Origin of the sequence: Micromonospora sp. NPDC005324 (assembly GCF_040607155.1) — a bacterium.
GTDB classification, from domain to species: Bacteria; Actinomycetota; Actinomycetes; order Mycobacteriales; family Micromonosporaceae; genus Micromonospora; species Micromonospora trifolii.
The window spans coordinates 341,056-363,481 of record NZ_JBEXGE010000002.1 but is presented as its reverse complement, the minus strand read 5'-3'; the positions used below and the strand labels follow the sequence as shown (position 1 = coordinate 363,481).

The 22,426-nt window shown below is 72.5% G+C and carries 23 protein-coding genes; 13 read left to right on the top strand and 10 right to left on the bottom strand.

Annotated elements, in window-relative coordinates:
- Positions 1-7 precede the first annotated feature (7 nt).
- The 4 genes from ABZS40_RS03700 to ABZS40_RS03685 form a co-directional block, all read right to left on the bottom strand.
- On the bottom strand, positions 8-361 hold the full coding sequence (locus ABZS40_RS03700) for a hypothetical protein (RefSeq protein ID WP_354941536.1): 354 nt from the start codon (positions 359-361) through the stop codon (positions 8-10).
- Positions 362-506: 145 nt separating this feature from the next.
- Positions 507-1,931 (bottom strand): DUF234 domain-containing protein, encoded by a 1,425-nt coding sequence (locus tag ABZS40_RS03695; protein WP_354941534.1) that lies wholly within the window; start codon positions 1,929-1,931, stop codon positions 507-509.
- A 96-nt stretch (positions 1,932-2,027) separates the two neighbouring features.
- Complete coding sequence (locus tag ABZS40_RS03690; RefSeq protein ID WP_354941605.1) at positions 2,028-2,777, bottom strand: response regulator transcription factor; 750 nt, start codon at positions 2,775-2,777, stop codon at positions 2,028-2,030.
- Positions 2,756-4,009, bottom strand: a complete 1,254-nt coding sequence (locus ABZS40_RS03685) for a histidine kinase (RefSeq protein WP_354941532.1) — start codon at positions 4,007-4,009, stop codon at positions 2,756-2,758. The genes ABZS40_RS03690 and ABZS40_RS03685 overlap by 22 nt, the downstream gene beginning before the upstream one ends.
- 132 nt (positions 4,010-4,141) lie before the next feature.
- Here ABZS40_RS03685 and ABZS40_RS03680 point away from each other — a divergent pair, with 132 nt between their 5' ends.
- From ABZS40_RS03680 to ABZS40_RS03665, 4 genes are read left to right on the top strand one after another with little or no spacing between them, the layout of a single operon-like run.
- Complete coding sequence (locus ABZS40_RS03680) at positions 4,142-5,038, top strand: ATP-binding cassette domain-containing protein (protein ID WP_354941530.1); 897 nt, start codon at positions 4,142-4,144, stop codon at positions 5,036-5,038.
- Positions 5,035-5,829 (top strand): ABC transporter permease, encoded by a 795-nt coding sequence (locus ABZS40_RS03675; protein WP_354941528.1) that lies wholly within the window; start codon positions 5,035-5,037, stop codon positions 5,827-5,829. Before ABZS40_RS03680 ends, ABZS40_RS03675 begins: the two co-directional genes overlap by 4 nt.
- 2 nt (positions 5,830-5,831) lie before the next feature.
- The gene (locus ABZS40_RS03670; RefSeq protein ID WP_354941526.1) at positions 5,832-6,581 is read left to right on the top strand and encodes a hypothetical protein; all 750 of its coding nucleotides are present in this window, start codon (positions 5,832-5,834) and stop codon (positions 6,579-6,581) included.
- 32 nt (positions 6,582-6,613) lie between these two features.
- Positions 6,614-7,177 (top strand): heme-binding protein, encoded by a 564-nt coding sequence (locus tag ABZS40_RS03665; RefSeq protein WP_354941524.1) that lies wholly within the window; start codon positions 6,614-6,616, stop codon positions 7,175-7,177.
- 1 nt (position 7,178) lies between these two features.
- On the opposite strand, the gene ABZS40_RS03660 is transcribed toward ABZS40_RS03665, so the two are convergent.
- From ABZS40_RS03660 to ABZS40_RS03650, 3 genes are read right to left on the bottom strand one after another with little or no spacing between them, the layout of a single operon-like run.
- Positions 7,179-8,189, bottom strand: coding sequence for a hypothetical protein (locus ABZS40_RS03660; protein ID WP_354941522.1), 1,011 nt, complete (start codon positions 8,187-8,189; stop codon positions 7,179-7,181).
- Between the two features lie 42 nt (positions 8,190-8,231).
- Positions 8,232-10,655, bottom strand: a complete 2,424-nt coding sequence (locus ABZS40_RS03655; RefSeq protein ID WP_354941520.1) for an ABC transporter permease — start codon at positions 10,653-10,655, stop codon at positions 8,232-8,234.
- Positions 10,649-11,398, bottom strand: coding sequence for an ABC transporter ATP-binding protein (locus ABZS40_RS03650; RefSeq protein WP_354941518.1), 750 nt, complete (start codon positions 11,396-11,398; stop codon positions 10,649-10,651). The genes ABZS40_RS03655 and ABZS40_RS03650 overlap by 7 nt, the downstream gene beginning before the upstream one ends.
- A gap of 169 nt (positions 11,399-11,567) precedes the next feature.
- Here ABZS40_RS03650 and ABZS40_RS03645 point away from each other — a divergent pair, with 169 nt between their 5' ends.
- The 3 genes from ABZS40_RS03645 to ABZS40_RS03635 are packed head-to-tail and all read left to right on the top strand — an operon-like array spanning position 11,568 to position 13,958.
- A complete protein-coding gene (locus ABZS40_RS03645; protein WP_354941516.1) occupies positions 11,568-12,725 on the top strand; it encodes a sensor histidine kinase in 1,158 nt (385 codons plus the stop codon).
- Positions 12,722-13,390, top strand: a complete 669-nt coding sequence (locus tag ABZS40_RS03640) for a response regulator transcription factor (RefSeq protein ID WP_354941514.1) — start codon at positions 12,722-12,724, stop codon at positions 13,388-13,390. Before ABZS40_RS03645 ends, ABZS40_RS03640 begins: the two co-directional genes overlap by 4 nt.
- Before the next feature lie 28 nt (positions 13,391-13,418).
- Positions 13,419-13,958, top strand: coding sequence for a DUF1697 domain-containing protein (locus ABZS40_RS03635; RefSeq protein WP_354941512.1), 540 nt, complete (start codon positions 13,419-13,421; stop codon positions 13,956-13,958).
- A gap of 45 nt (positions 13,959-14,003) precedes the next feature.
- Here the strand turns inward: ABZS40_RS03635 and ABZS40_RS03630 are convergent, their stop codons facing one another.
- Both ABZS40_RS03630 and ABZS40_RS03625 read right to left on the bottom strand, forming a co-directional pair.
- Positions 14,004-14,981, bottom strand: coding sequence for an MBL fold metallo-hydrolase (locus ABZS40_RS03630; protein ID WP_354941510.1), 978 nt, complete (start codon positions 14,979-14,981; stop codon positions 14,004-14,006).
- Positions 14,982-15,135: 154 nt separating this feature from the next.
- Positions 15,136-16,062: a serine hydrolase gene (locus tag ABZS40_RS03625; protein WP_354941508.1), complete on the bottom strand. Its 927-nt coding sequence runs from the start codon at positions 16,060-16,062 to the stop codon at positions 15,136-15,138.
- A gap of 52 nt (positions 16,063-16,114) precedes the next feature.
- On the opposite strand from ABZS40_RS03625, the gene ABZS40_RS03620 reads away from it, so the two are divergent.
- The 3 genes from ABZS40_RS03620 to ABZS40_RS03610 all read left to right on the top strand — a co-directional run bounded on the left by ABZS40_RS03620 (position 16,115) and on the right by ABZS40_RS03610 (position 19,191).
- Positions 16,115-17,080, top strand: a complete 966-nt coding sequence (locus ABZS40_RS03620; protein WP_354941506.1) for a LysR family transcriptional regulator — start codon at positions 16,115-16,117, stop codon at positions 17,078-17,080.
- A 97-nt stretch (positions 17,081-17,177) separates the two neighbouring features.
- A complete protein-coding gene (locus tag ABZS40_RS03615) occupies positions 17,178-18,029 on the top strand; it encodes an aldo/keto reductase (protein ID WP_238677656.1) in 852 nt (283 codons plus the stop codon).
- 175 nt (positions 18,030-18,204) lie between these two features.
- Positions 18,205-19,191, top strand: a complete 987-nt coding sequence (locus ABZS40_RS03610) for an aldo/keto reductase (protein ID WP_354941504.1) — start codon at positions 18,205-18,207, stop codon at positions 19,189-19,191.
- Positions 19,192-19,216: 25 nt separating this feature from the next.
- Here ABZS40_RS03610 and ABZS40_RS03605 read toward each other — a convergent pair whose 3' ends face one another.
- Positions 19,217-19,732, bottom strand: a complete 516-nt coding sequence (locus ABZS40_RS03605) for a GNAT family N-acetyltransferase (protein WP_354941502.1) — start codon at positions 19,730-19,732, stop codon at positions 19,217-19,219.
- Positions 19,733-19,861: 129 nt separating this feature from the next.
- Between ABZS40_RS03605 and ABZS40_RS03600 the strand changes: the two genes are divergently transcribed.
- The 3 genes from ABZS40_RS03600 to ABZS40_RS03590 are packed head-to-tail and all read left to right on the top strand — an operon-like array spanning position 19,862 to position 22,308.
- Positions 19,862-20,416 (top strand): NAD(P)H-dependent oxidoreductase, encoded by a 555-nt coding sequence (locus tag ABZS40_RS03600; protein ID WP_354941500.1) that lies wholly within the window; start codon positions 19,862-19,864, stop codon positions 20,414-20,416.
- A 27-nt stretch (positions 20,417-20,443) separates the two neighbouring features.
- The gene (locus ABZS40_RS03595; RefSeq protein ID WP_354941498.1) at positions 20,444-21,457 is read left to right on the top strand and encodes an ATP-binding cassette domain-containing protein; all 1,014 of its coding nucleotides are present in this window, start codon (positions 20,444-20,446) and stop codon (positions 21,455-21,457) included.
- The gene (locus ABZS40_RS03590; protein ID WP_354941496.1) at positions 21,454-22,308 is read left to right on the top strand and encodes an ABC transporter permease; all 855 of its coding nucleotides are present in this window, start codon (positions 21,454-21,456) and stop codon (positions 22,306-22,308) included. The genes ABZS40_RS03595 and ABZS40_RS03590 overlap by 4 nt, the downstream gene beginning before the upstream one ends.
- Positions 22,309-22,426 lie beyond the last annotated feature (118 nt).

Genomic DNA, 22,426 nt, shown 5'->3' with positions numbered 1-22,426 from the left:
AGCGCGCTCAGCTCGCCCGGGGCCAGCGCGGCGCGGTGACGGGGGGAGTCACCGGCCGGCCAGCAGCGGTGGGCCGTACCCCCTGGGCGACGACCCGCGCGGCCTGTTGCCGCGACGGCCCGGTCGCCGTGAACGGGAAGGGCACGTGCACGAACGGATTGCCGTGCCGGATCAACGCCTCGATCTGCCGCTCGTTGAGCCCGTGTGTCTCCAACACCCGCCGCCCCCAACGGTGCAGGCGGCACGGGTAGGAGGCGCCGTCGTTGCGGCACAGCGGCCCCGTGGGCCACTCCTCGGCGGTGTGCACGACCACCGCCCGGACCGCGAGCCGGACATCCTCCGGGGTCAGAGGTGCCGGCATTGGCACCTCACCCAGTACCTGATCGATGGGATCCGTCGACTGCTCACCAACTCGCACGGCAGGCCTCCCGCAGTTCGGCAGCGGTACGGCGGACCCACCGCACCGACATCCTCGGCCATGGGTACGGCGGACACCTGACGAAAGTTCAATTCCGGTACGCGGTAAGCAAATCCTCCGCCGACAGCACCCGGATGCCGTCGACTGCAGTGCCGCTGCGCGACACGGCGACGACCGGCACCGAGTCGTCAGCGCCGGGAAGCAGGGACCGGTGCAGGAGCAGCCGGCCCAGGTCATGCGCGTCGAAGGGTCGGCTCTCCTGCCACTTGACCGATCCGACGAAGCTGATGCTCCGAGCGACGGGCCCACGGTCGGCGCCGACTATGTCGATCTCCGGATCGTTGGTCCGGGTCCAGTAGCCGCCGATCATCGCCGCCTCAGCCGGTAGCTGGTCACCGGGCAGCCGGCAAAGCGCCTCCCGGACGACAGGTTCGATGGCCCGCCCCCGCCAGGACGTCCACGACCTGTCGATCCGGTCCAGGGTCAGATCGCCCCGCCCCCGCTCGATCTCGGAGAGGTGTGGCCCCAGGAACGACAACCAGAAACGCAGGTACGGATCGGCCACCACGTACCGGGTCTCCCGCGACGGCTTGGTCGACAGCGGAACGGTGACCTCCACGGCCCGCTTCTGGGTCAGCAGGCGCAGGGCGCGATTGAGGGACGCCTGCGGAAGATCCCCTGCCGCGCGGGAGATCAGCGAGAAGGTCCGCTCACCGGAGCCGATGGCCCGCAGCACCAGACCCGCCTGGGACTGCGGCGGGAACTCCGCCGCCAGTGCCCGCTCGCCGCTGACCAGCAGGGCAGAGGTCGGATCCCGTACCGCGTCGGTCAGATACTCGTGGACGGACGCACCGGTCGGCCACTCGTCGAGGATCAGTGGCAAACCGCCGGACACCAGGTAGGCGTCGAACGCGTCGGCGGCGGACAGGTCGAGCATGTCGCTGACGTCGGCCGGGCTCAGCGGCGGAATGACCATCTCCGTGGCTCGCTGGTGGAACGGCCGGCCGTAGTCGTTGAGGGCTTCCATCATGGCCAGGTCCGATCCGACGCAGATCAGGAGGACCGGTCGCCGGGACAACTCGCGATCGAAGACCTTCTGCAACGTTCCCTCGAAGCCCGGGTCGCCCGCGATGAGGTACGGCATCTCGTCCAGGACGACGACGCTCGGCCGGTCGGACGGCAGCGCGGCGGCGAGCAGGGTCAGCGCGGCGTCCCAAGTCCGTGGTTGCTGTTCCCGAAGAATCTGCGCACCCGGCAGCGTAGAGGCGGCCGCCTCCTCCACGAACAGGGCGAGCTCGGCCGCGACGCTCGGCTGTGCCGAGGCGGTGAAGAAGAGGTACGGCACCTCGGCCCGCTCCACGAATTCCTCGACCAGTCGGGACTTGCCAACCCGCCGGCGGCCGCGCATGAGAAGGGCCCGCCCAGGCCGACCAGCACGACCACCCCGTTGCACCCGAGAAAGCATGCCGCCCAGGAGGTCGAGTTCACGGTCCCGCCCGACAAAGCCGTCCACGATCACTCCTGACACAACCAACGATGGAACAATCAAAAATGAGTGTAACCTTATCCACGTTGGTGTACCCGGCCGTCTGGGCCAGCGAACCGTTCGTCAGACGAGGCCGGCGTCGTGCACGAGCAGCGCCACCTGGACCCGGTTGTTCAGCTCCAGTCGGGTCAGCAGCCGGGAGACGTACGCCTTCACCGTCGCCACGCTCATGAACAGCTCCCCCGCGATCTCCGCGTTGGTCTGGCCGCGCCCCAGCGCGACCGCCACCTGTCGCTCCCGCTCGCTGAGCCCGGTGAGCAGCCGCAGCGCCCGTTCGCGGCGCGGGTCCGGGCCGACCGGGCCGGGGGCGGCGGCGGTCACGTGGGCGATCAATGTCCGGGTCACCGTCGGGGAGAGCGTCGCCTCGCCCGCCGCGACCCGGCGTACGGCGCGCACGATCTCCGCCGGTGGGGTGTCCTTGAGCAGGAAACCGGCCGCCCCGGCGCGGAGCGCCCGCAGCACCTGTTCGTCGGCGTCGAAGGTGGTCAGCACCAGCACCTCCGGCGGATGCGGTTGGGTACGCAGCGCCTCGGTGGCGGTCAGCCCGTCGACACGGGGCATCCGGATGTCCATCAGCACCACGTCCGGGGCGTACGCGGCGACGGCCGCCGGCACCTCGCCACCGTCGGCAGCCTCGCCGACCACTGTCAGGTCCGGCAGACCGCCGAGGATCATGGAGAGCCCGGCCCGGACCAACGCGTCGTCGTCCACGATCAGCACGCGCACCGGCGGCGCGGCCGCGCCGGCCGGCCCGGTCGTGTTCGGCGGCCCGGTCGCGCCGTCTGGGCTGGTCACGCCGGCCACGGCAGCCAGGCGGCCAGCCGGAAGTCACCGCTGTCGTCCCGACCGTAGGCGAGCCGCCCACCGGCCAGGGTGACCCGCTCGCTGATGCCGACCAGGCCGGTGCCCGCTCCCGGCAGGGTGCCGCCGGCCGGTGCGCCGACCGGCCACCGGTTGCCGATCGCCACGGTCAGCCCGTCACCCGGCCGGCCGGCCACGTCCACGGTGACGGCAGCACCGGCCGCGTGTTTGCGGGCGTTGGTCAGCCCCTCCTGCACGATCCGGTAGGCGGCCCGGCCCAGCGCCGCCGGCACCTGCTCCGGGCTGGCGACGCTGTCGCTGACGTTCACCCGCACCCCGGCCGACCGCGACTCGGCGATCAGGCCCGGCAGGTCGGCGAGGGTGGGCTGCGGCGGCTCGGGGGCGTCGCCGGCACCGTCGTCCGCGGCGCGGAGCACCCCGATCACCTCCCGCAGGTCCTGTAGGGCGGCGTGCGCGCTGCCCCGGATCACCCCGGCGGCCCGCGCCACCTCGTCGGCCGGCGCGTCCGGGCGGAACTCCAGCGCACCCGCGTGCAGGCTGAGCAGGGAGATCCGGTGGGCCAGCACGTCGTGCATCTCCCGGGCGATCCGGGTGCGTTCGAGGTGGCGGGCCTGGGTGACCCGCAGCTGCTGCTCGGCTTCGGCCCGCTCGGCCCGCTCCCGCAGCGACACGATCAACTGCCGGCGGGCCCGGACGAACATCCCCCAGGCCAGCACGGCGAAGCTGAACACCACGCCCCACGACGCGGTGGCCCAGTACGCCATGGTCGGGTCCGGGCGCAGCCAACTGAAGACCAGGTTGGTGACCAGACCAGCACCGGTCACCGCCATCGCGACGGCGGTCCGGCGATACACCACCACGGTGAAGAACATGATCAGCAGCGGAATGGCGGCGGCCATCGAAAACATGGTCAGCGGCGTGGTGGCCACCAGCAGCCCGAGCGGCCACCGCCGACGCAGCCAGAGCAGCCCGCAGCAGACCAGCCCGATCAGGGCGTCCGCGACGACCATCCAGTCGTGCGGCAGCGGGATCGCCATTGTCGGATCCGGGGACAGGGCGTCCGCCGTGACGACCAGCACCCAGAGCAGGGAGACCAGGAACGCGAGGACGTCCACGACCCAGTCGCGGGTGGTGCGGCGCGGACGCGTACGCCCACGGTCGGCCGGCACCACCAGCTCCCCTGGCAGCAGCCAGGGGTGCTCCGGGACGGCGAGGCTGGTCACGCGCCCATGCTAGGCAGCATCGGGCCCCGGTAACCAGCTACCAAAGTCGAGATCCGATGATCGACCAAGGTCGACGCGGCACCGACCGGTGGCCGCAGCGGATGGCCAGGCGGAGCGGGCAGGCTCAACCACATGATCACCGTGGAGAACCTCACCAAGCGATACGGGCCACACCCGGCGGTGGACGACGTCTCGTTCCACTGCGAGCCGGGCACCGTCACCGGCTTCCTCGGTCCCAACGGCGCCGGCAAGTCGACCACCATGCGCATGATCTGCGGGCTCACCGCGCCGACGGCCGGCCGCGCCACCGTCTCCGGTCACCCGTACCGGGACCTGCCCAACCCGGGACGGGAGGTCGGGGTGCTGCTGGACGCCTCCGCCCAGCACGCCGGGCGCACCGGCCGCGAGGCGTTGACGCTGTCCGCGTACACCATGGGGTTGGACCGGCGCGAGGTCGCCGCGAAGCTCGACCTGGTCGGTTTGAACGCGGTGGCGGCGAAACGTCGGGTACGGGCGTACTCGTTGGGCATGCGCCAGCGCCTCGGCCTGGCGCAGGCGCTGCTCGGCGACCCCCGGGTGCTGATCCTCGACGAGCCGGCCAACGGCCTGGACCCGGAGGGGATCTTCTGGATGCGCGGCCTGCTGCGCGACTTCGCCGACCGGGGCGGCACCGTGCTGCTCTCCTCCCACCTGCTGCGCGAGGTGGAGGCGGTCGCGGACCGGCTGGTGGTGATCGGGGGCGGCCGGATCGTGGCCCAGGGCGACAAGAACGAGTTGCTGGCCGGCGGCGGCACCGTGGTCCGGGCCCGCGACGGCGCGGCGTTGCGCCGGGCGCTGGAGGTGGCCGGGCTGAGCGCCGCCGACAGCTCCGAAGGACTGCTCGTGCAGGCCGACGCCGAGGCGGTCGGCCAGGCCGCCGCGGATGCCGGCGTCGCGTTGGCCGAGCTGCGCCCCGGCAATGGCGGCGGCCTCGAACAGCTCTTCCTCACCCTGACCGCCGGCGAATCCACCAAGGAGGCCGTCCGATGACCACCACCGCGCCCGCCGCCGGCGCCGTCGCGCCCCGGCACCACACTCCGGTACGCCGACCGTCGCTGCTCCGCCTCACCGGCGTTGAACTGCGCAAACTCGTCGACACCCGGGCCGGCCGCTGGCTGTTGATCACTATCGGCCTGATCGCCGCCGTGGTCGTCACCCTTCAGTTGATCTACGCCGAGGAGGCCGACCAGACGTTCGGCAGCTTCTTCGTCCCCTCGCTGCTGCCGGTGGGGGTGCTACTGCCGGTGCTCGGCATCCTCTCGATCACCAGTGAGTGGTCGCAGCGGACCGCTCTCACCACGTACGCCCTGGTGCCCCGCCGGGAGCGGGTGGTGACCGCGAAGCTGGTCGCGGTCATGGTGGCGGCGCTCGGTTCGGTGCTGGCCAGCCTCGCCCTCGCCGCCGTCGGGACGCTGGTGGCCTCCGCAACCGGCGGCGCGGGCACCTGGCAGCTCGACGGCTCACTGGTCCTGAACGCGGTGATCCTCCAGGTCACCAGCGTGCTCATGGGCGCCGCCTTCGGCCTGCTGCTGCTCAACCCGCCGCTCGCCATCGTCGGCTACTTCCTGCTGCCCACGGTCTGGGGAGTGCTGGGCGAGATGGTCCGGCCCCTGCGCGGCCCGTCCGAATGGCTGGACACCAGCAAGACCATGGAACCGCTGTTCAGCAGCGACGCGCTCACCGGGGAGCAGTGGGGGCGGATCGTCGTGTCCCTGCTGGTCTGGATGGTCCTCCCGCTGGCCGCCGGCCTGTTCCGGACGCTGCGCCGCGAGGTGTCCTGACCATGGACACGGCCGGCTACCGTCCGCGCACAGTGGTCAGCGGAGGCCCGCTGGAGCTGGCGGTCCTGTGGGGTGGCTTCCCGCTGCTCGGCGCGGGCGCCGGATGGCTCCTCGCGGCGGCGACGGGCTGGCTCGCCCGGCTGCCCTGGGTGCCGTTCGGCGACCTGGTCGAGTGGTTGGACCGGCTGCCCGAGCCGCAGGCCACCGCCGGCACCATCGCGGTGGGCGTCATCGCCGGCCTGGTCATCGCCGGGATCGGCACCGCCGAACGGCTGATCGTCACAGTCGACGCGGCGCAGGCCCAGCTGCGCCGCTCCGACGAGAACCGGACCATCACCCGGGCCGACACCCGGGTGGTCTTCCTCGCCGACAAGCACCTGGTGCTGCTCGACGCCGACGGCGCGGAACTGGTCCGGGAGTCGACGGACCTGCCGGCCGCCCAACTGGCGGCGGCGTTCCGGTCGCACGGCTGGGGTTGGGCGGACGACGACCCGCACCGGTCGGCGTACCGGCTGTGGGTGCCGGACCTGCCCGGGTTGCCGGCCGGCGCGGATGCGCTGCTGCGCGCCCGGGAACGGGCGATGCAGCGGGACCGCCGCGACGACGCCCGGGAGTTGCGCCGCGAACTGGGCCAGATGGGGGTGGTGCTGCGCGACGAGGGCAAGCGGCAGTACTGGCGGTTGACCACCCGGGCCCACGCCCCCGGGCCGGAGCAGCCGACTTCGGCCGAGCGGGAGGCGGACGGGCGGTAGCGTCTGTCCCAGCAGACCCTGGGAGCCGCGCGATGACCGAACAGCAGCCGTACCGGGTGGTGTCCCGACACCCCGGCTTCGAGCTGCGTCGGTACCCCGCCCACCTGGTGGCCGAGATGCAGATCCAGGCGTCGTTCACCCGGGCGCCGATCGAGGCGTTCCGGCCGCTTGCCGCGTACATCGGTGGCGCCAATCGGGCCCGGCACCCGATCGGCTCCGCCGCTCCGGCGATGGCGACGGCCAGCGGCTCGGAGAAGATCGCCATGACCGTGCCGGTGGTGCAGATCGAGGGTGAGTGGCCGGGCGCGTACCTGATCCAATTCGTCATGCCAGCCACCTTCACCAGCGCCACCCTGCCCGAGCCGGTGGACGCCCGGGTGCGGATCCGCGCGGTTCCGGCGCGGCTGGCGGCGGCGATGCGGTTCTCCGGACGGTGGACGGAGCAGGCGTTCAGCCAGCGGGCCACCATGCTCGGCCGGTCGGTGACCGCTGCCGGGCTGCAACCGACCGGCGCCATCAGGTACGCGCGCTTCGACCTGCCGTGGAAACCGTGGTTCCTGCGCCGCAACGAGGTGGTGCTGCCGGTCGTCGAGTGAGCTACCTGAGCTGCCGACGATCCTCGACGCTCGGTCGCGCCAGCAGCACTGCCATTCCCAGCCCGGAGAGCAGCCCGGCCAGGGAGACCAGCAGGTCGGAGTCGGCGGCGTGGATCGGGCTGTTGCCGGCCAGCGCGGTGAGACTCGCGCCGATCGGCATCATGATCATCATGGGGACGGCCGTGGCCACCAGGAAGACCACCGGGCCCACCAATGCGATGAGCGCGGCCACTGCGTGGTGCCACCAGATCGGCCGGCCACCCGGCCAGTCCCAGGCCAGCACTGTGACCCCGGTGAGCAGCACCGCCCCGAGAGCGACCTCCGGCAGGAGTCGAGCGCCGGGCGCTGTGGCACGGACCAGCCCGACGCCGAGCAACGCCACCACTGTGAGACCGACAGCCAGCCCGACCCGGGCCCGGGTCCGCGCCGGGGCCGCCGCCAGCGCGGCACCGACAGCCACTGCCACCAGCAGCGCCGCGGTGGCCAGGGCGCCCTGGTTCAGCTCCGGCTCCCGGTCGGTCGGTGACTCCATTGCGGCCGCCACCAGCGTCAGCACCCCGGCCACGCAGGCCACGCCGGTCAGCACCCGCCGGTCGGCCGCCGGAGTCGTGCCAGGCTCGCGCGTCTGCGGGGTGCGGCGCTCCCACCAGAGCAGCAGCGTCGCGACCACGCCGAGCACCGCACAGCCGGCGACGGCGAGCAGCACCGTCGCGTCGACGCCGATCGGGTCGGCCCGGTCGATCGCCACGTCGGCGGCGATCCAGCAGCCGCCCAGCACCACCGCCGGGCCGCCCCACCGCACCTGCCCCCGGCCGGCCAGCACCAGCCCGAGCGGCACCGCCATGATCGCCATGAACCGCAGGTCGCGCGCCCAGTAGGCGTTGTTGCCCGGCAGGCGCTCCGACCACGGGCCGAGCGGCTCGGTCAGCGGTTGCCACGTGGTCATGCCGTACGCCCAGAGCGCGACGGCGGCGGCGGAGAGGAGCAGCCCGACCGGGCGCGCGGATCGCATCCGTGGACGGTAGCCGCACGGTCGCCCCCGCGGGGGGCACTGTCATCCGCCGACCGGTGAGCGGGCGGGACGGTGACGCAGCAGCCGCCACGTCGGCAGCACACTGGCCAGCACCGCGAGCAGCAGGCACAGCCCCACCACCCCGGCGACCACCGCCCACGGCACCACCAGGTCGACGGGGGCGCCGACCTGCTCGGCTAGGCCGGCGCTGATGCTGAGCAGACCGACGAACGCGACAGCCCCACCCAGCAGGGCGCCGATCAGGACCACCAGGGCGGACTCCGCCGTGACCAGCCAGATGACCTGCCGTCGGGTCGCCCCGGCCATCCGGATCAGCCGCAGATCCGCGGCCCGGCCGGCGGCGGCCAGCAGCAGCGTGTTGGCCACCGCGATGGCCCCGTAGCCGGCGGACACCCCGATCAGCAGCACTGTGAAGAGCCAGACGAGGCGGTCCTCGGCGGCGTCCGCCTCGGCCGCCCAGCCCGGGACGTCGAGGATCCGCGCCCCGACCGGCGGATCGATGCGGTCCCGGACGTACACGGTGGACGTCAGCGCCGACGGGTCGTGCGCCCGCACCACGGCCCGGGGCACGAGCAGGTCGCCGGGGATCGAGGTGTCGTCGACCACTGCGACGACGCGCAACGACACCGATGTCCCGTCGGCGAAGACCACCGGGTACGGCTCGGACGGCAGCCGGTTCGCCGAGGCGGTGACCACCACTGTGTCGTCACCCAACAGGTCGTTCAGCGAGCCGGCGACGACGGTGAGCACGCGGTTCGCGGCGGCGAAGCCCTCCGGATCCACGCCGAGCGCCGTCATCGGCTGGTTCTGCGGCGACGTTCCCGGATCGGTGCGGTAGACGGTGGTCGGCAGCAGGGCGGTGCCACCGGTTGCCGCGACTGCCCGGTCGGACAGGCCGGGCGCGCGGTCCGGCACGACGATCCAGCCGGCGTTCACGTTGTCCGCCCGACCTGCCGCGTACGCGGCGGTGGTGGTGCGCACCATCCCGGACACCAGCACCGCGAACGCGACAGTGAGGAGCACCGGCGCGGCGATGGCGGCGGTCCGCCGGGTCGCGGTCAACGCCCCGCCCCGGACCAGCATCCCGATCGCGCCACCGGGCCGACGCACCGGAGAGCGCAGCAGTCGCACCAGCGGCCCGACCACCACCGGGGCGAGCACTGTGGTGCCGGCCACCAGCGCCATCACCGCGTAGAGCGCGTACTGGGCGCTGACCCGCGCCTCGTCGGCGGTCGCCGTGCCGATACTGAGAGCCGCCCCCGTCGCGAGGAGCAGCCCCCCGCTGACGACGCGCAGCCGTCCGATCGGTCGCTGTTCCACAGCGGCCTCGCGGAGCGCCTCCAACGGGCGCACCCGCGCCGCGCGGCGGGACGCCGACCAGACGGCCAGCAACGCGATCACCGGCCCGGCGGCCAGCGAGACCGCGACCGGCCAGAGTTCGTAGCGGACCCGGAAGGTCGACGGTTCGTAGCCGACGTCGACGAGCAGCCGACCCAGCAAGGGGGCGAGCGCCGCGCCCACCAGCAGCCCGACGAGCCCCGCCGAGACGCCGACGGCGAGCGCCTCGGCGTAGACCATGCGGCGGACCTGGCGTCCGGTGGCGCCGACGGCGCGCAGCAGTCCCAGCTCACGGCGGCGCTGCGCGATGGTGAAGGCGAAGGTGGAGGCGACCACGAACACCGTGACGAAGCCGGCGAGGGCCGCCGTGGCGGTGAGCACCTGCATGCCGATCCACCGGGTACGGGCGTCGCCGCGCGGCTCCAGCGCACCACGGGCGTCACCGGTCGACACCTGTCCGTCGTCGCCGACGACTCCGCGAGCCGCCGTGGCGACCCGCTCGGCATCGGCGCCCGGCGCGAGCACCAGCCCGATGGCCCGCACGCCGGGCGCGAGCGCGGCCGCGACCTCGTCCGCCACATGGACGCCGGGCCCGTCGACCAGACCGGTGACGGTGTACGGCTCCGGGCCCACAGCGGTCAGCACTGTGACCGGTGCGCCGGCGCGCAGCCCGAGCGCGCTGTCGACGACCACCTCGCCGGGCCGGCGGGGTGGCTCGCCAGCCGTGAGGCGCAGTCCACCCAGTTGGGCGCTGGACCAGCCGTGCCCCTGGTAGGCGTCCTCCCTCCGGGTGTCGGCGGCCGAGGGCCGGCCGTCGACGAGCGGCTGCGCGTAGAAGGTGCGGTCCGGCACCGCCGCCACCACGTCCGGCAGGCCGCCCAGCCTGCCGACGAACTCCGCGGCGGTGGTGGCGGACCAGGGCCGGGTCGGCACGAACTCGTCAGCGGACGCACTCGCCTCGGGGCTCTGCACCACGACCGCCGCCCGCGCCAGCCGGTCCGGCACCTGCGGGCGGCCCGACGCGAGCAGCACTGTGGCCGCCGCGACCAGCGTGACCCCGATGGCGACGGCCACGAACGCGCTGGCCGACCGCCGGACGCTCAGCACGACGACTCCACGACGGTTTCCCGCTCGGTGATCCGGGCGGCGACGACGGCGGCGGTGATCCCGTCGGTCAGCTCGTCCACGACCCGGCCGTCGGCCAGCAGGAGGACCCGATCGGCGTACGCGGCGGCGGCGGGATCGTGGGTCACCATCACCACGGTCTGGCCGTGGTCGTCGACGAGTGCCCGCAGCAGCCGAAGCACCTGCCGGGAGGAGGCACTGTCCAACGCCCCGGTCGGTTCGTCGGCGAAGACCACCGCCGGGCGGCTGATCAACGCTCGGGCCACGGCGACGCGCTGCTGCTCCCCGCCGGACAGTTCGCTCGGCCGGTGTCCGGCCCGGTCGGCGAGGCCGACGGCGTCGAGGGCGGCGGCGACGTCCCGGGCCGGCGGGCGGCGGCGGGCCAGGCGCGACGGCAACTCGACGTTCTGCGCGGCGGTCAGCGTGGACACGAGGTTGAACGCCTGGAAGACGAAGCCGATCCGGTCCCGCCGCAGCCGGGTCAGCTCGTCCTCACCGAGGTCGTTGAGGCTGGTGCCGTCGATCGTGACGGTCCCCTCGGTCGGGCGGTCCAGCCCCGCCGCGCAGTGCAGCAGTGTGGACTTTCCCGAGCCGGAGGGGCCCATCACCGCCGTGAACGTGCCGCTCGCGAAGCCGGTGGTCACGCCGTCGAGCGCCGTCACCCGCCGGGTTCCGGTGCCGTACACCGCGCGCAGCCCCGTCAGGGTCACCGTCTGTGTGGTCATGACCGTTACGGTGCCGAATGCCGGGGCTGCGGCGCGTCGTGCCAGGGCGGGCACTTCCCGGCCCTCCCCTGGGTGGAGTCGACGGCCCGCACACGCCGGTACGTCGTCCTGCGGGATGACCACCCGCAGGCGGACGCGCCCGACCCAGCCGGCCGTTACCGTTCGACGGGTGACCGCTCTCCTGCTGACCCGACGGATGCGGCCGGTGGACCTGTACACAGTGGACGCTCTGCTGGCGGTGGCCGTCGGTGGGCTGCTCTGCCCGTACGCGGCGCTGGAGTCGCCGCTGCACGGCGGCGTTCGCGAGCCGCTCTGGGTGTCGGTGCTGGTCGGGATGGCCCTCGGGCTGCCGTTGGCCGTCCGGCGGCGGTGGCCGATGGCGGTGGCCGTCGTGATCAGCTCCATCACCACCGTTGCCCTGGTCACCGGTGTGATACCCAACTTCGCGGCCGCCGCGCCGGCGTTCGCCATCGGCCTGTCCTTCTACACGGTGGCCGTGGCGACGCCCACCCGCCGGTCGATGCTCTGCGCCGCCGGTTGTCTCGCGCTGGTGAGCGTCGGCCTGGTGCTCACCGCTGGCGACCTCTGGTCGCGGACCGGCGGGGTCGTCTACGCCGCCGTCATGGTGGCGCCGGCCTGGGCGATCGGTTGGCTGATCCGGGAGCGACGCGCCCTCGCCACCCGGCAGAGCGACCAGTTGGTCCGTCAGGCCGCCACCGAGGAGCGGTTGCGGGTGGCGCGTGAGCTGCACGACGTGGTCGCGCACACGCTGAGCCTGATCGTGGTGAAGGCGGCCGTCGCCAACCACGTCGCCGAGGCCGACCCCCGCGAGGCGGGCGCAGCCCTCCGGGTCATCGAGGAGACCGGCCGCAGCGCGCTGACCGACGTGCGTCGGGTGCTCGGCGTGCTGCGCGAGGACAGCCCGTACGCGCCGACGCCCGGGCTGGACGAGTTGCCCCTCCTCGCCCGGCAGGCGGCGATCGGCGGCGTCGATGTGCACCTCGACGTGCGGCGGGACGAGCCGGCCGGCGCGGTGCCGGAGTCGGTGAGCCTCGCTGTGTACCGGATCGTGCAGGAGGCCGTGACGAACGTGGTGAAGCACGCGGCGCCGGCCGCCTGCCGGGTTACGGTGACCGTCCTGCCCGACGAGGTGCGGGTGGAGGTGACCGACGACGGCCGGCGGCCGGTCCTGCTCGGCGGGGAGGGGCACGGGTTGATCGGCATGCGGGAACGGGTGGCGTTGCACGGCGGGGAGTTCCGCGCCGGCCCACGCTCCGACGGTGGCTTCGCGGTGACGGCCAGCCTGCCCTACCGGGTGGCCGCGTGATCCGCGTGCTGATCGCCGACGACCAGGCGTTGCTGCGCGGCAGTTTCCGGCTGCTTGTCGATCTCAGCCCGGATTGCACCACCGTCGGCGAGGCGGGCACCGGCGTGGAGGCCATCGCGTTGACCGAGCGGCACCGGCCGGATGTGGTGCTGATGGACGTCCGGATGCCGGAGATGGACGGCATCGAGGCGACCCGGCGGATCTGCGCCGACCCGGCGACGGCCGGCACCCGGGTCATCATCCTGACCACGTTCGACCTCGACGAGTACGTCTACGGTGCGCTGCGCGCCGGGGCCAGTGGGTTCCTGCTCAAGGACACCCCACCGGCGGACCTGCTGACCGGGATCCGGGTGGTCGCCGCCGGCGAGGGGCTGCTCGCGCCGACGGTGACCCGCCGGCTGATCGACGAGTTCGCCCGCCAGCCGGTGCCGACCCGGCCGCTGCCCCGGCAGCTCGACGGGGTGACCGATCGGGAACGGGAGGTGCTCGCGCTGATCGCGCGGGGCCTGTCCAACGCGGAGTTGGCCGCGCACCTCAACCTCAGCCAGGCCACCGTCAAGACGCACGTCGGGCGGCTGCTGACCAAGCTGGCGGTACGCGACCGGGCGCAACTGGTCATCGTCGCGTACGAGACGGGCCTGGTGGGGCCGGGCGGCCTACGCTGAGCCGGTCGGCCACACCCGAGGAGGAGCCATGACCCGGTACGTCGCCCTGCTGCGCGGGGTCAACGTCGGCACCACCCGGCTGGCGATGGCCGACCTGCGCCGGATCGTCACCGACCTCGGGCACGATGACGTCAAGACCTACCTGCAGAGCGGCAACGTGGCCTTCGGCAGCACGGTGCGCGACGCGGAGAAGCTGGCCGCCGGGATCGCACGGGCGCTCACCGACGAGCTGGCGTTGACGGTGCCGGTGCTGGTGCGCAGCGGCCGGGAGTTGGCGGCGATCGCCGGCGGCAACCCGTACGCCGACCGGGAGGACGACCCGACGCGACTGATGGTGGCCTTCCTCGCCACCGCGCCGAAGAAGTCCACAGTCGACGCGCTGGCCGTGCCCGGTGGTGAGAACGTGTCGTTCACTGTGACCGGCCGGGAGGCGTTCCTGCACTACGTCGACGGCGGTTACGGGCGGTCGAAGTTCACGAACGCGTACCTGGAGAAGAAGCTCGGTGTGGTGGCCACCTCCCGCAACTGGAAGTCGGTGCGGGCCCTGGCGGAGATGACCGCCTCCTGACCGCCGGGGTGGGGGCCGCCGCTCGGCGACCCCCACCGTCGCCGCTCAGAAGTGGTACGCGGTCTCGTACTCGGGCACCAGCACCCGGCTGCGCGGCGAGATCCGGCGCACCGCCGCGATCATCTCGTTCAGCCGGGTGCGGTCGGTCGGGGCGACCGGCGGCGGGTTCTGCAACGCCGTCTCGAAGTTGTCGTAGTGCACCGGCACCACGACCTTCGGGTAGTCGAGGCCGGCCAGCAGCCGGGGCAGGTAGTCGCCGGTGGTGGTGGCGTTCTGCATGGCCACCATCGCCACGTCGGGCGCGAGGCCGGTGAGGTTCCGCTCGGCGACGTCGCTGGCACCGGTGAAGTAGACCGACGGCCCGCTGTCGACCCGCAGCAGGTACCCCAGCGTGTCGCCCTCCGGCAGGTCGGCGATGGTGACCGGCTGCGGCGGCGGGCTCACCCGAACCCCGGGGAAGGCCACCGAGTACGACGGGTTGCGGCTGTGCAGCGCGCCGACCACCTCGACGCTGTGGTCGCCGAAGTCCAGCACCTCCCCACCCTTCACGGCGCTGAGCTGCGTCGACGGCAACCCGTAGGCCAACCCCAGGTGGTACGCGGTGAGCGTGCCGAACACCCGCGCGCCGGTGCGCTTGGCGATGTAGGGCACGTCCATGAAGTGGTCCCAGTGGGTGTGCGTGACCAGCACCGTCATGGCCCGGTCGACCCGTGGGTCGATCACGTCGGTGCGCACTGTCAACGCCTTGGCCGGGTTGAACGGGCCGGTGAACAGCCCGGTGTCGATCCGGCTGAGGAACGGGTCGACGAGGACGGTGCGCTCACCGATGTCGACGCGCCAGCCGGCAGTACCCCACCAGCGGAAGCTGACCGCACCCCTGCGGCGAGCGGCCGGCGTGGGCGCGGCGGTCGATGGCGCGGCCTGGGCCGGGGTGGCGACGCCGGCGGCGAGGCCACCGGTGGAGACCAGTGCGCTGGTGGCGGCGGCGTCGCGCAGGAAGCGTCGGCGGTCGAGACTGGGCATGCGGATCTACTCCCCGTGGTCGGGCGATGTGTCGACCACGAGCCAACCAGCGGCACCGGGCCCTGGTCCAAGATCAAGGGCCGTCGGCTCCGATACGCCAGCGGATATCGGTCCTGCTCGGCGGGGGTGCGGCGCCCCCTGGACGAGGGCGAAATCAGTCGCCGCGCAGCGCCTCGACGGCCGTCCGGGCGGCCTCCCCCATCGCCAGGTCCACGTCGATGCGGCGCGGGGTCAACTGCTCCGCGCGGGCGAAGACGGCGATCGCGTACCGGCCGCCGTCGGGGTATTCGGCGACCCCGGCCTCCAGGTGGAACCCGGGCAGGGTGCCGGTCTTTCCGGAGACCCGCACGCCGGGCGGGAACCCGGCGGCCAGCCGGGTCCAGAAGATCTGTCGGGCCATCCAGGTCCGGACCATCGCACAGGCCGCCGCCGGCCCGGCCTCGTCCCGCCAGATCAGCGTGAGCAGCCGGGTGATCTCCCGGGCGGTGCTGGACGTGGTGTGCGCGGGGTCGAAGACCCGCATGGCCCGGACCCGGTCCGCCGGCAGCGTGGGGAAGATCCGGGCGAACTCCGCCTCGGTCCGGGCGCCCACGTCGGCGAGCATCATCTCGACCAGTTCCCGAGGACCACCGAGGATCTGGGTACGGGTCAGCCCCAGCTCGACGGCGAGCATCGGCAGCAGGTCCGGGCCGACCCGGCGCAGCAGCAGGTCGGCGGCCGTGTTGTCGGTGACCGACATGGCGAAGTACGCGAGGTCGCGCAGCGACACCTCGGCGTCGTCGGCGCACCCGGCCAGACCCCACCCACCGAGCCGGTCCGCGGCGGTGACCACTACCCGCTCGGTCGGGTCCAGCTGACCGGCCTCGACCTGCCGGGCGAACTCCAGCACCAACAGGATCTTGAAGATCGAGGCGATCACCACCTGCTCGTCGGCCCGCACCCCGACCTCACGAAGACCGCCGCCGACCGGTCCGCCGTCTTCGACGGCGCTCAGGTCGACGGCGTCCAGGTCCACGACGTGCAGGCTGGCCGTCACGCCGACGGCGGCGAAGATGGCTCCGATGCGTTTCTCCACGTCCACGCCAGCACGGTATCCAGCGCCACCGCGGCCGCGCTGGCGTAGGGTCCCGGCCGTGGATCTGCTCCGGCACCTGCGGCACTTCGTGGTGGTCGCACACGAACTGCACTTCGGCCGGGCCGCGGAGCTGCTCGGGATGGCCCAGCCGCCGCTGAGCCAGTCGATCCAGCGGCTGGAACGGGAGCTGACTGTCGAGCTGTTCGACAGGTCCCGCCGCCAGGTACGCCTCACCACCGCCGGTGAGCTGCTGCTCGGCGAGGCGGAGGAGCTGCTCGCCGGCGAGGGTCGACTTCGCAGCCTGATGGGGCAGATCCGCGCCGGTGAGCTGGGCGTACTCCGGGCCGGGGTGCCACCGGAGACGCCCGCCGTGACGCTGCGTTCGCTGCTGGACGGGCTCACCACCCGGGCGCCCGGCCTGGACGTCGAGCTGCACGAGCTGACCACTGCCGAGCAGGTGCGGATGCTCACCGAGCGGACCCTCGACGTGGGGCTCGTGCATCACCCGGTGGCGGCGGACGGGCTGCGCTTCGGCGCCCCGGTCGACGTACCCCTGGGGGTGCTGCTGCCGCGCACCTCGCCGCTGGCCCGCGGCCGCGAGGTGACGCTCGCGTCGCTGGCCGGTCTGGATCTGGTGGCCGCGCCGCGCGCCACCGCCCCCGGCTGGCACGACCACCTGCTGGCGGTGTGCCGGCAGCACGGTTGGCGTCCGGCCCGGGTGCGTCCGGCCCGCAACCCGGAGTTTCTCTTCGGGCTGGTGCTGGCCGGAGGCGGGGTGGCAGTGGAACCGGCGGCGGTGGCCCGCCGGGAACCCCGGATGGCCTGGCGGCCGATCACGGATGCGCCGCTGGCCAAGCGCACCTCGGCGGCCTGGCCGGACCGGTCGGCGCACCCGGCGGCGGCGATGTTCGGCCAACTCGCCGCGGAGGTGCTGGCCGACGCCGAGCCCACCGCGCCCGCGCCGCACGCTACGTCGGTGCCGGCGGCACGGCCGTGGCCGGTGCTGTTCGACACGACCGGGTGAACCGACGCGCCGTTGCCTTCGTCACCCTCGGTTGGGCGGTGGATCGTCCACAGACCCGGGTATGGATGACAGGTAACGAAGACGCGAAGGAGCCGCAGTGGCACTCACGATTCCCGACATCAGCCTGAACGACGGCAACACCATTCCGCAGCTTGGCTTCGGGGTGTTCCAGATCGAGCCGAAGGACACCGTCGCGGCGGTGACCACCGCCTTCGAGGTGGGCTACCGGCACATCGACACCGCTGAGATGTACGGCAACGAGGCCGAGGTCGGCGAGGCGGTACGCGTGTCCGGCCTCGACCGGAGTTCGGTCTACGTGACCAGCAAGCTCAACAACGGCTTCCACCGCCCCGACGACGCCCGCAGGGCGTTCGACTCGACCCTGGCGGCGTTGAAGATGGACTACATCGACCTGTTCCTGATCCACTGGCCGCTGCCGACCCTGTACGACGGCGACTACGTCTCGACCTGGAAGGTGCTGGAGGAGTTCCAGCGCGACGGCCGGGCCCGCTCGATCGGCGTGTCTAACTTCCAGGTTTCGCACCTGGAGCGGCTGGCCGCCGAGGCGAGCGTCGTGCCGGTGGTCAACCAGATCGAGGCGCACCCGTACTTCGGCAACGACGAGGTCCGCGCCTACGGCCGTGAGCACAACATCCTCACCGAGGCGTGGTCGCCGATCGCGCAGGGCAAGGTGCTCGACGACCCGACGGTGGTCGACATCGCCGGGCAGCTCGACCGGACCCCGGCGCAGGTGGTGCTCCGCTGGCACGTGCAGCGCGGCGACATCATCTTCCCGAAGTCGACTACCCCGAAGCGGATCGAGGAGAACACCCGGATCTTCGACTTCGAGTTGGACGACGCGGCGATGGAGCGGATCACCGCGCTGAACAAGGGCGAGGCCGGCCGGCAGGGCCCGAACCCGGACACCTTCGCCTACCTGCCCAACTGACCTGAGCCGCCGACCCGTCGGCGGTGATGCCCCGGTGAGCGCCGTACCGCACAGTCATTTTCACCTGACCCTGAGGTACGGCGCTTCTCGGCGTCTGGGCGCTTGACCTGGAGTGCGCTCCAGCCGGCAGTGTGACTCGTGCGCCCACCGGTAGGGCGCACGAGAGGAGACCCCCATGCGGTACCGCACGATCGGCGCTGACCCGAAGACCCGGCGCGAGGTCAGCGTGCTCAGCCTCGGCGCGATGCTCTTCGGCAGCGCCACCGACGAGGCCACCTCGTACGCGATCCTCGACCGGTACGTCGAGGCCGGCGGCACGTTCATCGACACGTCGGACAACTACGCCTTCTGGGTGGACGGCGGGCAGGGCGGGCAGAGCGAGGAACTGCTCGGCCGGTGGCGGCGCAGCAGGGGCGTCGGCGCCGAGATCGTCATCGCCACCAAGCTGGGCGCCCGACCGCTGGCCCCGGGGACCAGCTACCTGGACAACGCCGAGGGCCTCTCCGCCAAGGTGATCCGCGAGTCCGCGGAGCGCAGCCGGGAACGGCTCGGGGTGGAGCGGCTGGACCTGCTCTACGCGCACATCGAGGACCGGACCGTGCCGCTCCAGGAGACCGTCGAGGGCTTCGCCGAGCTTGTCGCCGAGGGCACTGTGGGTCTGCTGGGCGCCAGCAACCACCGGGCCTGGCGGGTGGAGCGGGCCCGCTCGTTGGCCGCCACCGCCGGCCTGCCGGGGTACGAGGTGCTCCAGTACCACCGCAGTTACCTGCCGAACCGCACCGACATGGTCAGCGAACTGGACCCGGACGGCGAGCCGGGCGGCGTCAGCGGTGACCTGCTCAGCTATCTGCGTGCCGAGCCCGAGCTGACGCTGGTGGCGTACTCGCCGCTGCTCAAGGGGGCGTTCACCCGGGCGGACAAGCCGCTCAGCTCGGCGTACGACCTGCCGAGCGCGCCCCGGCGGCTGGCCGCGCTGCGGGAGGTGGCCGGGCAGAGCGGCGCGACTGTCAACCAGGTGGTGCTCGCCTGGTTGCTGGGCGGTGAGCTGCCGTCCATCCCGCTGGTGGGCGCCTCGTCCGTGGCGCAACTGGAGGAGAGCCTGGCGGCTGTCGACCTGGAGCTGACCGCCGAGCAACGGCAGCGCCTCGACACCACTTGGTGACCTGTCGCCGGCCGCCCCGCCGACCTCAGCTTCCGGTCGGTGGGGCGGTCAGGTCGAGCTGCCAGTCGTTGGCCCGCATCATCTGCCCCGGCGGGTATTCGAAGCCGGTCTCGCCGAGCAGCGTGAAGCCGGCCTTGCGGCACACCGCGTTCGAGGCGGGATTGTCGACCGAGGGGTAGGCGTGGGCGTGGTGCCGGTCCCGTCGGGCGCGAGCGACGTCCACCACCGCGCGCACCGCCGCCGTGGCCAGCCCCTGCCCCCGGTACGCGGGCAGCACCGCCCAGCCCAGCTCGTACACCGGCTGGTCGCGCCACTCGCGGGCCCAGTAGCCGACGCTGCCCGCCCGTGCCCCGTCCGGCAGCACCAGCGTGAACATGCAGCCCTGCCCGGTGCCCGAGAAGTGCACGTACCTGTCGTGCCGGGCGAGCACCTGCTCGTCGGTCTCCGGGCCGCCGGTGTGCTTGCGGGTGTCCGGTGAGTTGAGCTGCCTCAGCAGGTCGAGGTCGTCCTCGTGCCATGGCTCGATGCGTACCTGTGCCATTCCGCTCCCCCATTCGTCGACCCCAGTCAAGCCGATCCCACCGACATTTCGCCCCGACACGCGCCCGCTAGATCGGATCTAGCGGGCGCGTGTCGTCACCTCGCGCCTTCAGTGTGGAAGGGGGTGGCCATGACACAGTTGCGGATCGCCGTGATCGTCGGCAGCACCCGGGAGGGGCGGGTCGGCGACCGGCTCGCCCACTGGTTCGTCGAGCAGGCCGAGCGGCACGACGACCTGGCGGTGAGCGTCGTTGACCTGACCGAGTACGACTTCCCGGCCACCTACCCCGCCGAGCCGACCGCGTCCATCCGGGCGTTCGTCCGCGAGGTGGGCCGGGCGGACGCGTTCGTCGTGGTCACCCCCGAGTACAACCACAGCTTCCCGGCACCTCTGAAACAAGCCATCGACTACGCGTACGACGAGTGGCAGGCCAAAGCGGTCGGCTTCGTGTCGTACGGCTGTCGGTCCACCGGCCTGCACGCGGTCGACCAACTACGTACCGTCTTCACCGCACTGCACGCGATGACGGTGCGCGACGTCGTCGGGATCGACCTGCTCGCCGGCGAGCCGACCGCCCAGTGCACCGACGAGCTGCAACGCGACGTCGGCGTCCTGATCGACCAGCTGCGCTGGTGGGGTCTGGCACTGCGCGACGGCCGGGCGGCTCGGCCCTACGTCTCCTGAACACGCCCAACACGAAAGGTAAGGATCATGAGTAGACGCACCACCGGTCTGGCCATCGAGGCCGAAGGGCTCACCCGCTCATTCGGTGACACCAGGGCGTTGGCCGGCATCGACCTCCAGGTGCCCGCGGGCACCGTCTACGGTCTGCTCGGCCCGAACGGCGCGGGCAAGACCACAGCGGTCCGGGTGCTCGCCACGTTGTTGCGGCCCGACGGCGGCTCGGCCCGGGTCTTCGGGCACGACGTGGTCACCGAGGCCGACAAGGTCCGTTCCCGGGTCAGCCTCACCGGCCAGTACGCCTCCGTCGACGAGGACCTGACCGGTACGGAGAACCTGGTGCTCCTCGCCCGCCTGCTCGGCCTGCGCAAGCCGGCCGCTCGGGAGCGCGCAGCGGCCCTGCTCGCCGCTTTCGGGCTGACCGAGGCGAGCGACCGCCAGGTGAAGAAGTACTCGGGTGGGATGCGGCGACGCATCGACATCGCCGCCAGCATCCTGAACACCCCGGATCTGCTCTTCCTCGACGAGCCGACGACCGGCCTCGACCCGCGCAGCCGCAACCAGGTGTGGGAGATCATCCGGGCGGTGGTGTCGCACGGCACGACGGTGCTGCTGACCACCCAGTACCTCGACGAGGCCGACCAGCTCGCCGGGCGGATCGCGGTCGTCGACCACGGCCGGGTGATCGCGGAGGGCACCCCTGGTGAGTTGAAGTCGTCGATCGGCTCCGGCACCGTCCACCTGCGACTGCGCGACCCCGCTCAGCGCCCCGAGGCGGAGCGGGTGCTCCGGGAGGCGCTCGACGTGCCGGTGCAGCTCGCCGCCGACCCGGTGGCGTTGACCGCCCGCGTCGGTGAGGCCGGCACCGACCTCGACGCCAGCGCCCAGGCCGCTCGCGTGCTCAGCGACCTGGCCCGTGCCGGCATCGTCGTCGACAACTTCTCCCTCGGCCAGCCGAGCCTGGACGAGGTCTTCCTGGCCCTGACCGACCACCCCGCCGTGCCGACCGACGAGCGCGACGACGAACTGGAGGCAGCCCGATGAGCGACACCACCACCACTACCGAACGGGCGCCGACCGTCTACGTCCCGTCCGCCGAGGCGCTGGCTACCGTGCTCGCGCCCGGTGCCCGACCGCCCCGCCCGAGCGCGCTGAGCGCGTCGCTCACCTTCGGCTGGCGGGCCATGCTGAAGGTCAAGCACGTGCCGGAGCAGCTCTTCGACGTGACCGCGTTCCCGATCATCATGGTGCTGATGTTCACGTACCTGTTCGGTGGCGCCCTCGCCGGCAGCCCGCGTGACTACCTTCAGTTCTTCCTGCCCGGCATCATGGTGACCAGCGTCGTCATGATCACCATGTACACCGGCGTCGGCCTCAACACCGACATCGAGAAGGGCATCTTCGACCGGTTCCGGACGCTGCCCGTCTGGCGCCCGGCCGCCCTGGTCGGCATGATCTTCGGCGACGTGCTGCGCTACATCCTCGCCGCCGTGGTGATCCTGAGCCTCGGGCTGGTGCTCGGGTTCCGCCCCGAAGGCGGGGTGGTCGGGGTTGTCGTCGGGATCGGGCTGCTGGTCATCTTCTCGTTCGCGTTCTCCTGGGTGTGGACGTTCTTCGGGCTGATCCTGCGCAGCGAGAAGTCGGTGATGGGGGTCAGCATGATGGTGCTGTTCCCGCTGACGTTCCTGAGCAACGTCTTCGTCGAGCCGAGCACCATGCCCGGCTGGCTCCAGGCGTTCGTGAAGGTCAACCCGGTGACGCAGCTGGTCGCCGCGATCCGCGGAGCGATGAGCGGTGAGTCGGACCCGTCGGCCACGATGTGGCTGCTGCTGTGGAGCGCCGGCTTCGTCCTGGTCTTCGGCACCCTGACCATGTACAAGTACAACCGCCGCTAACCAACCCCACCCCCGCCCCGCCCTCGCCCTCGCGATCTTGCACTTGCTGTCCCGACAGAGGTGGCAAATCAACCTCGATCGGCGACCGAAAGTGCAAGATCGCGGAGGGCTGGGGGTG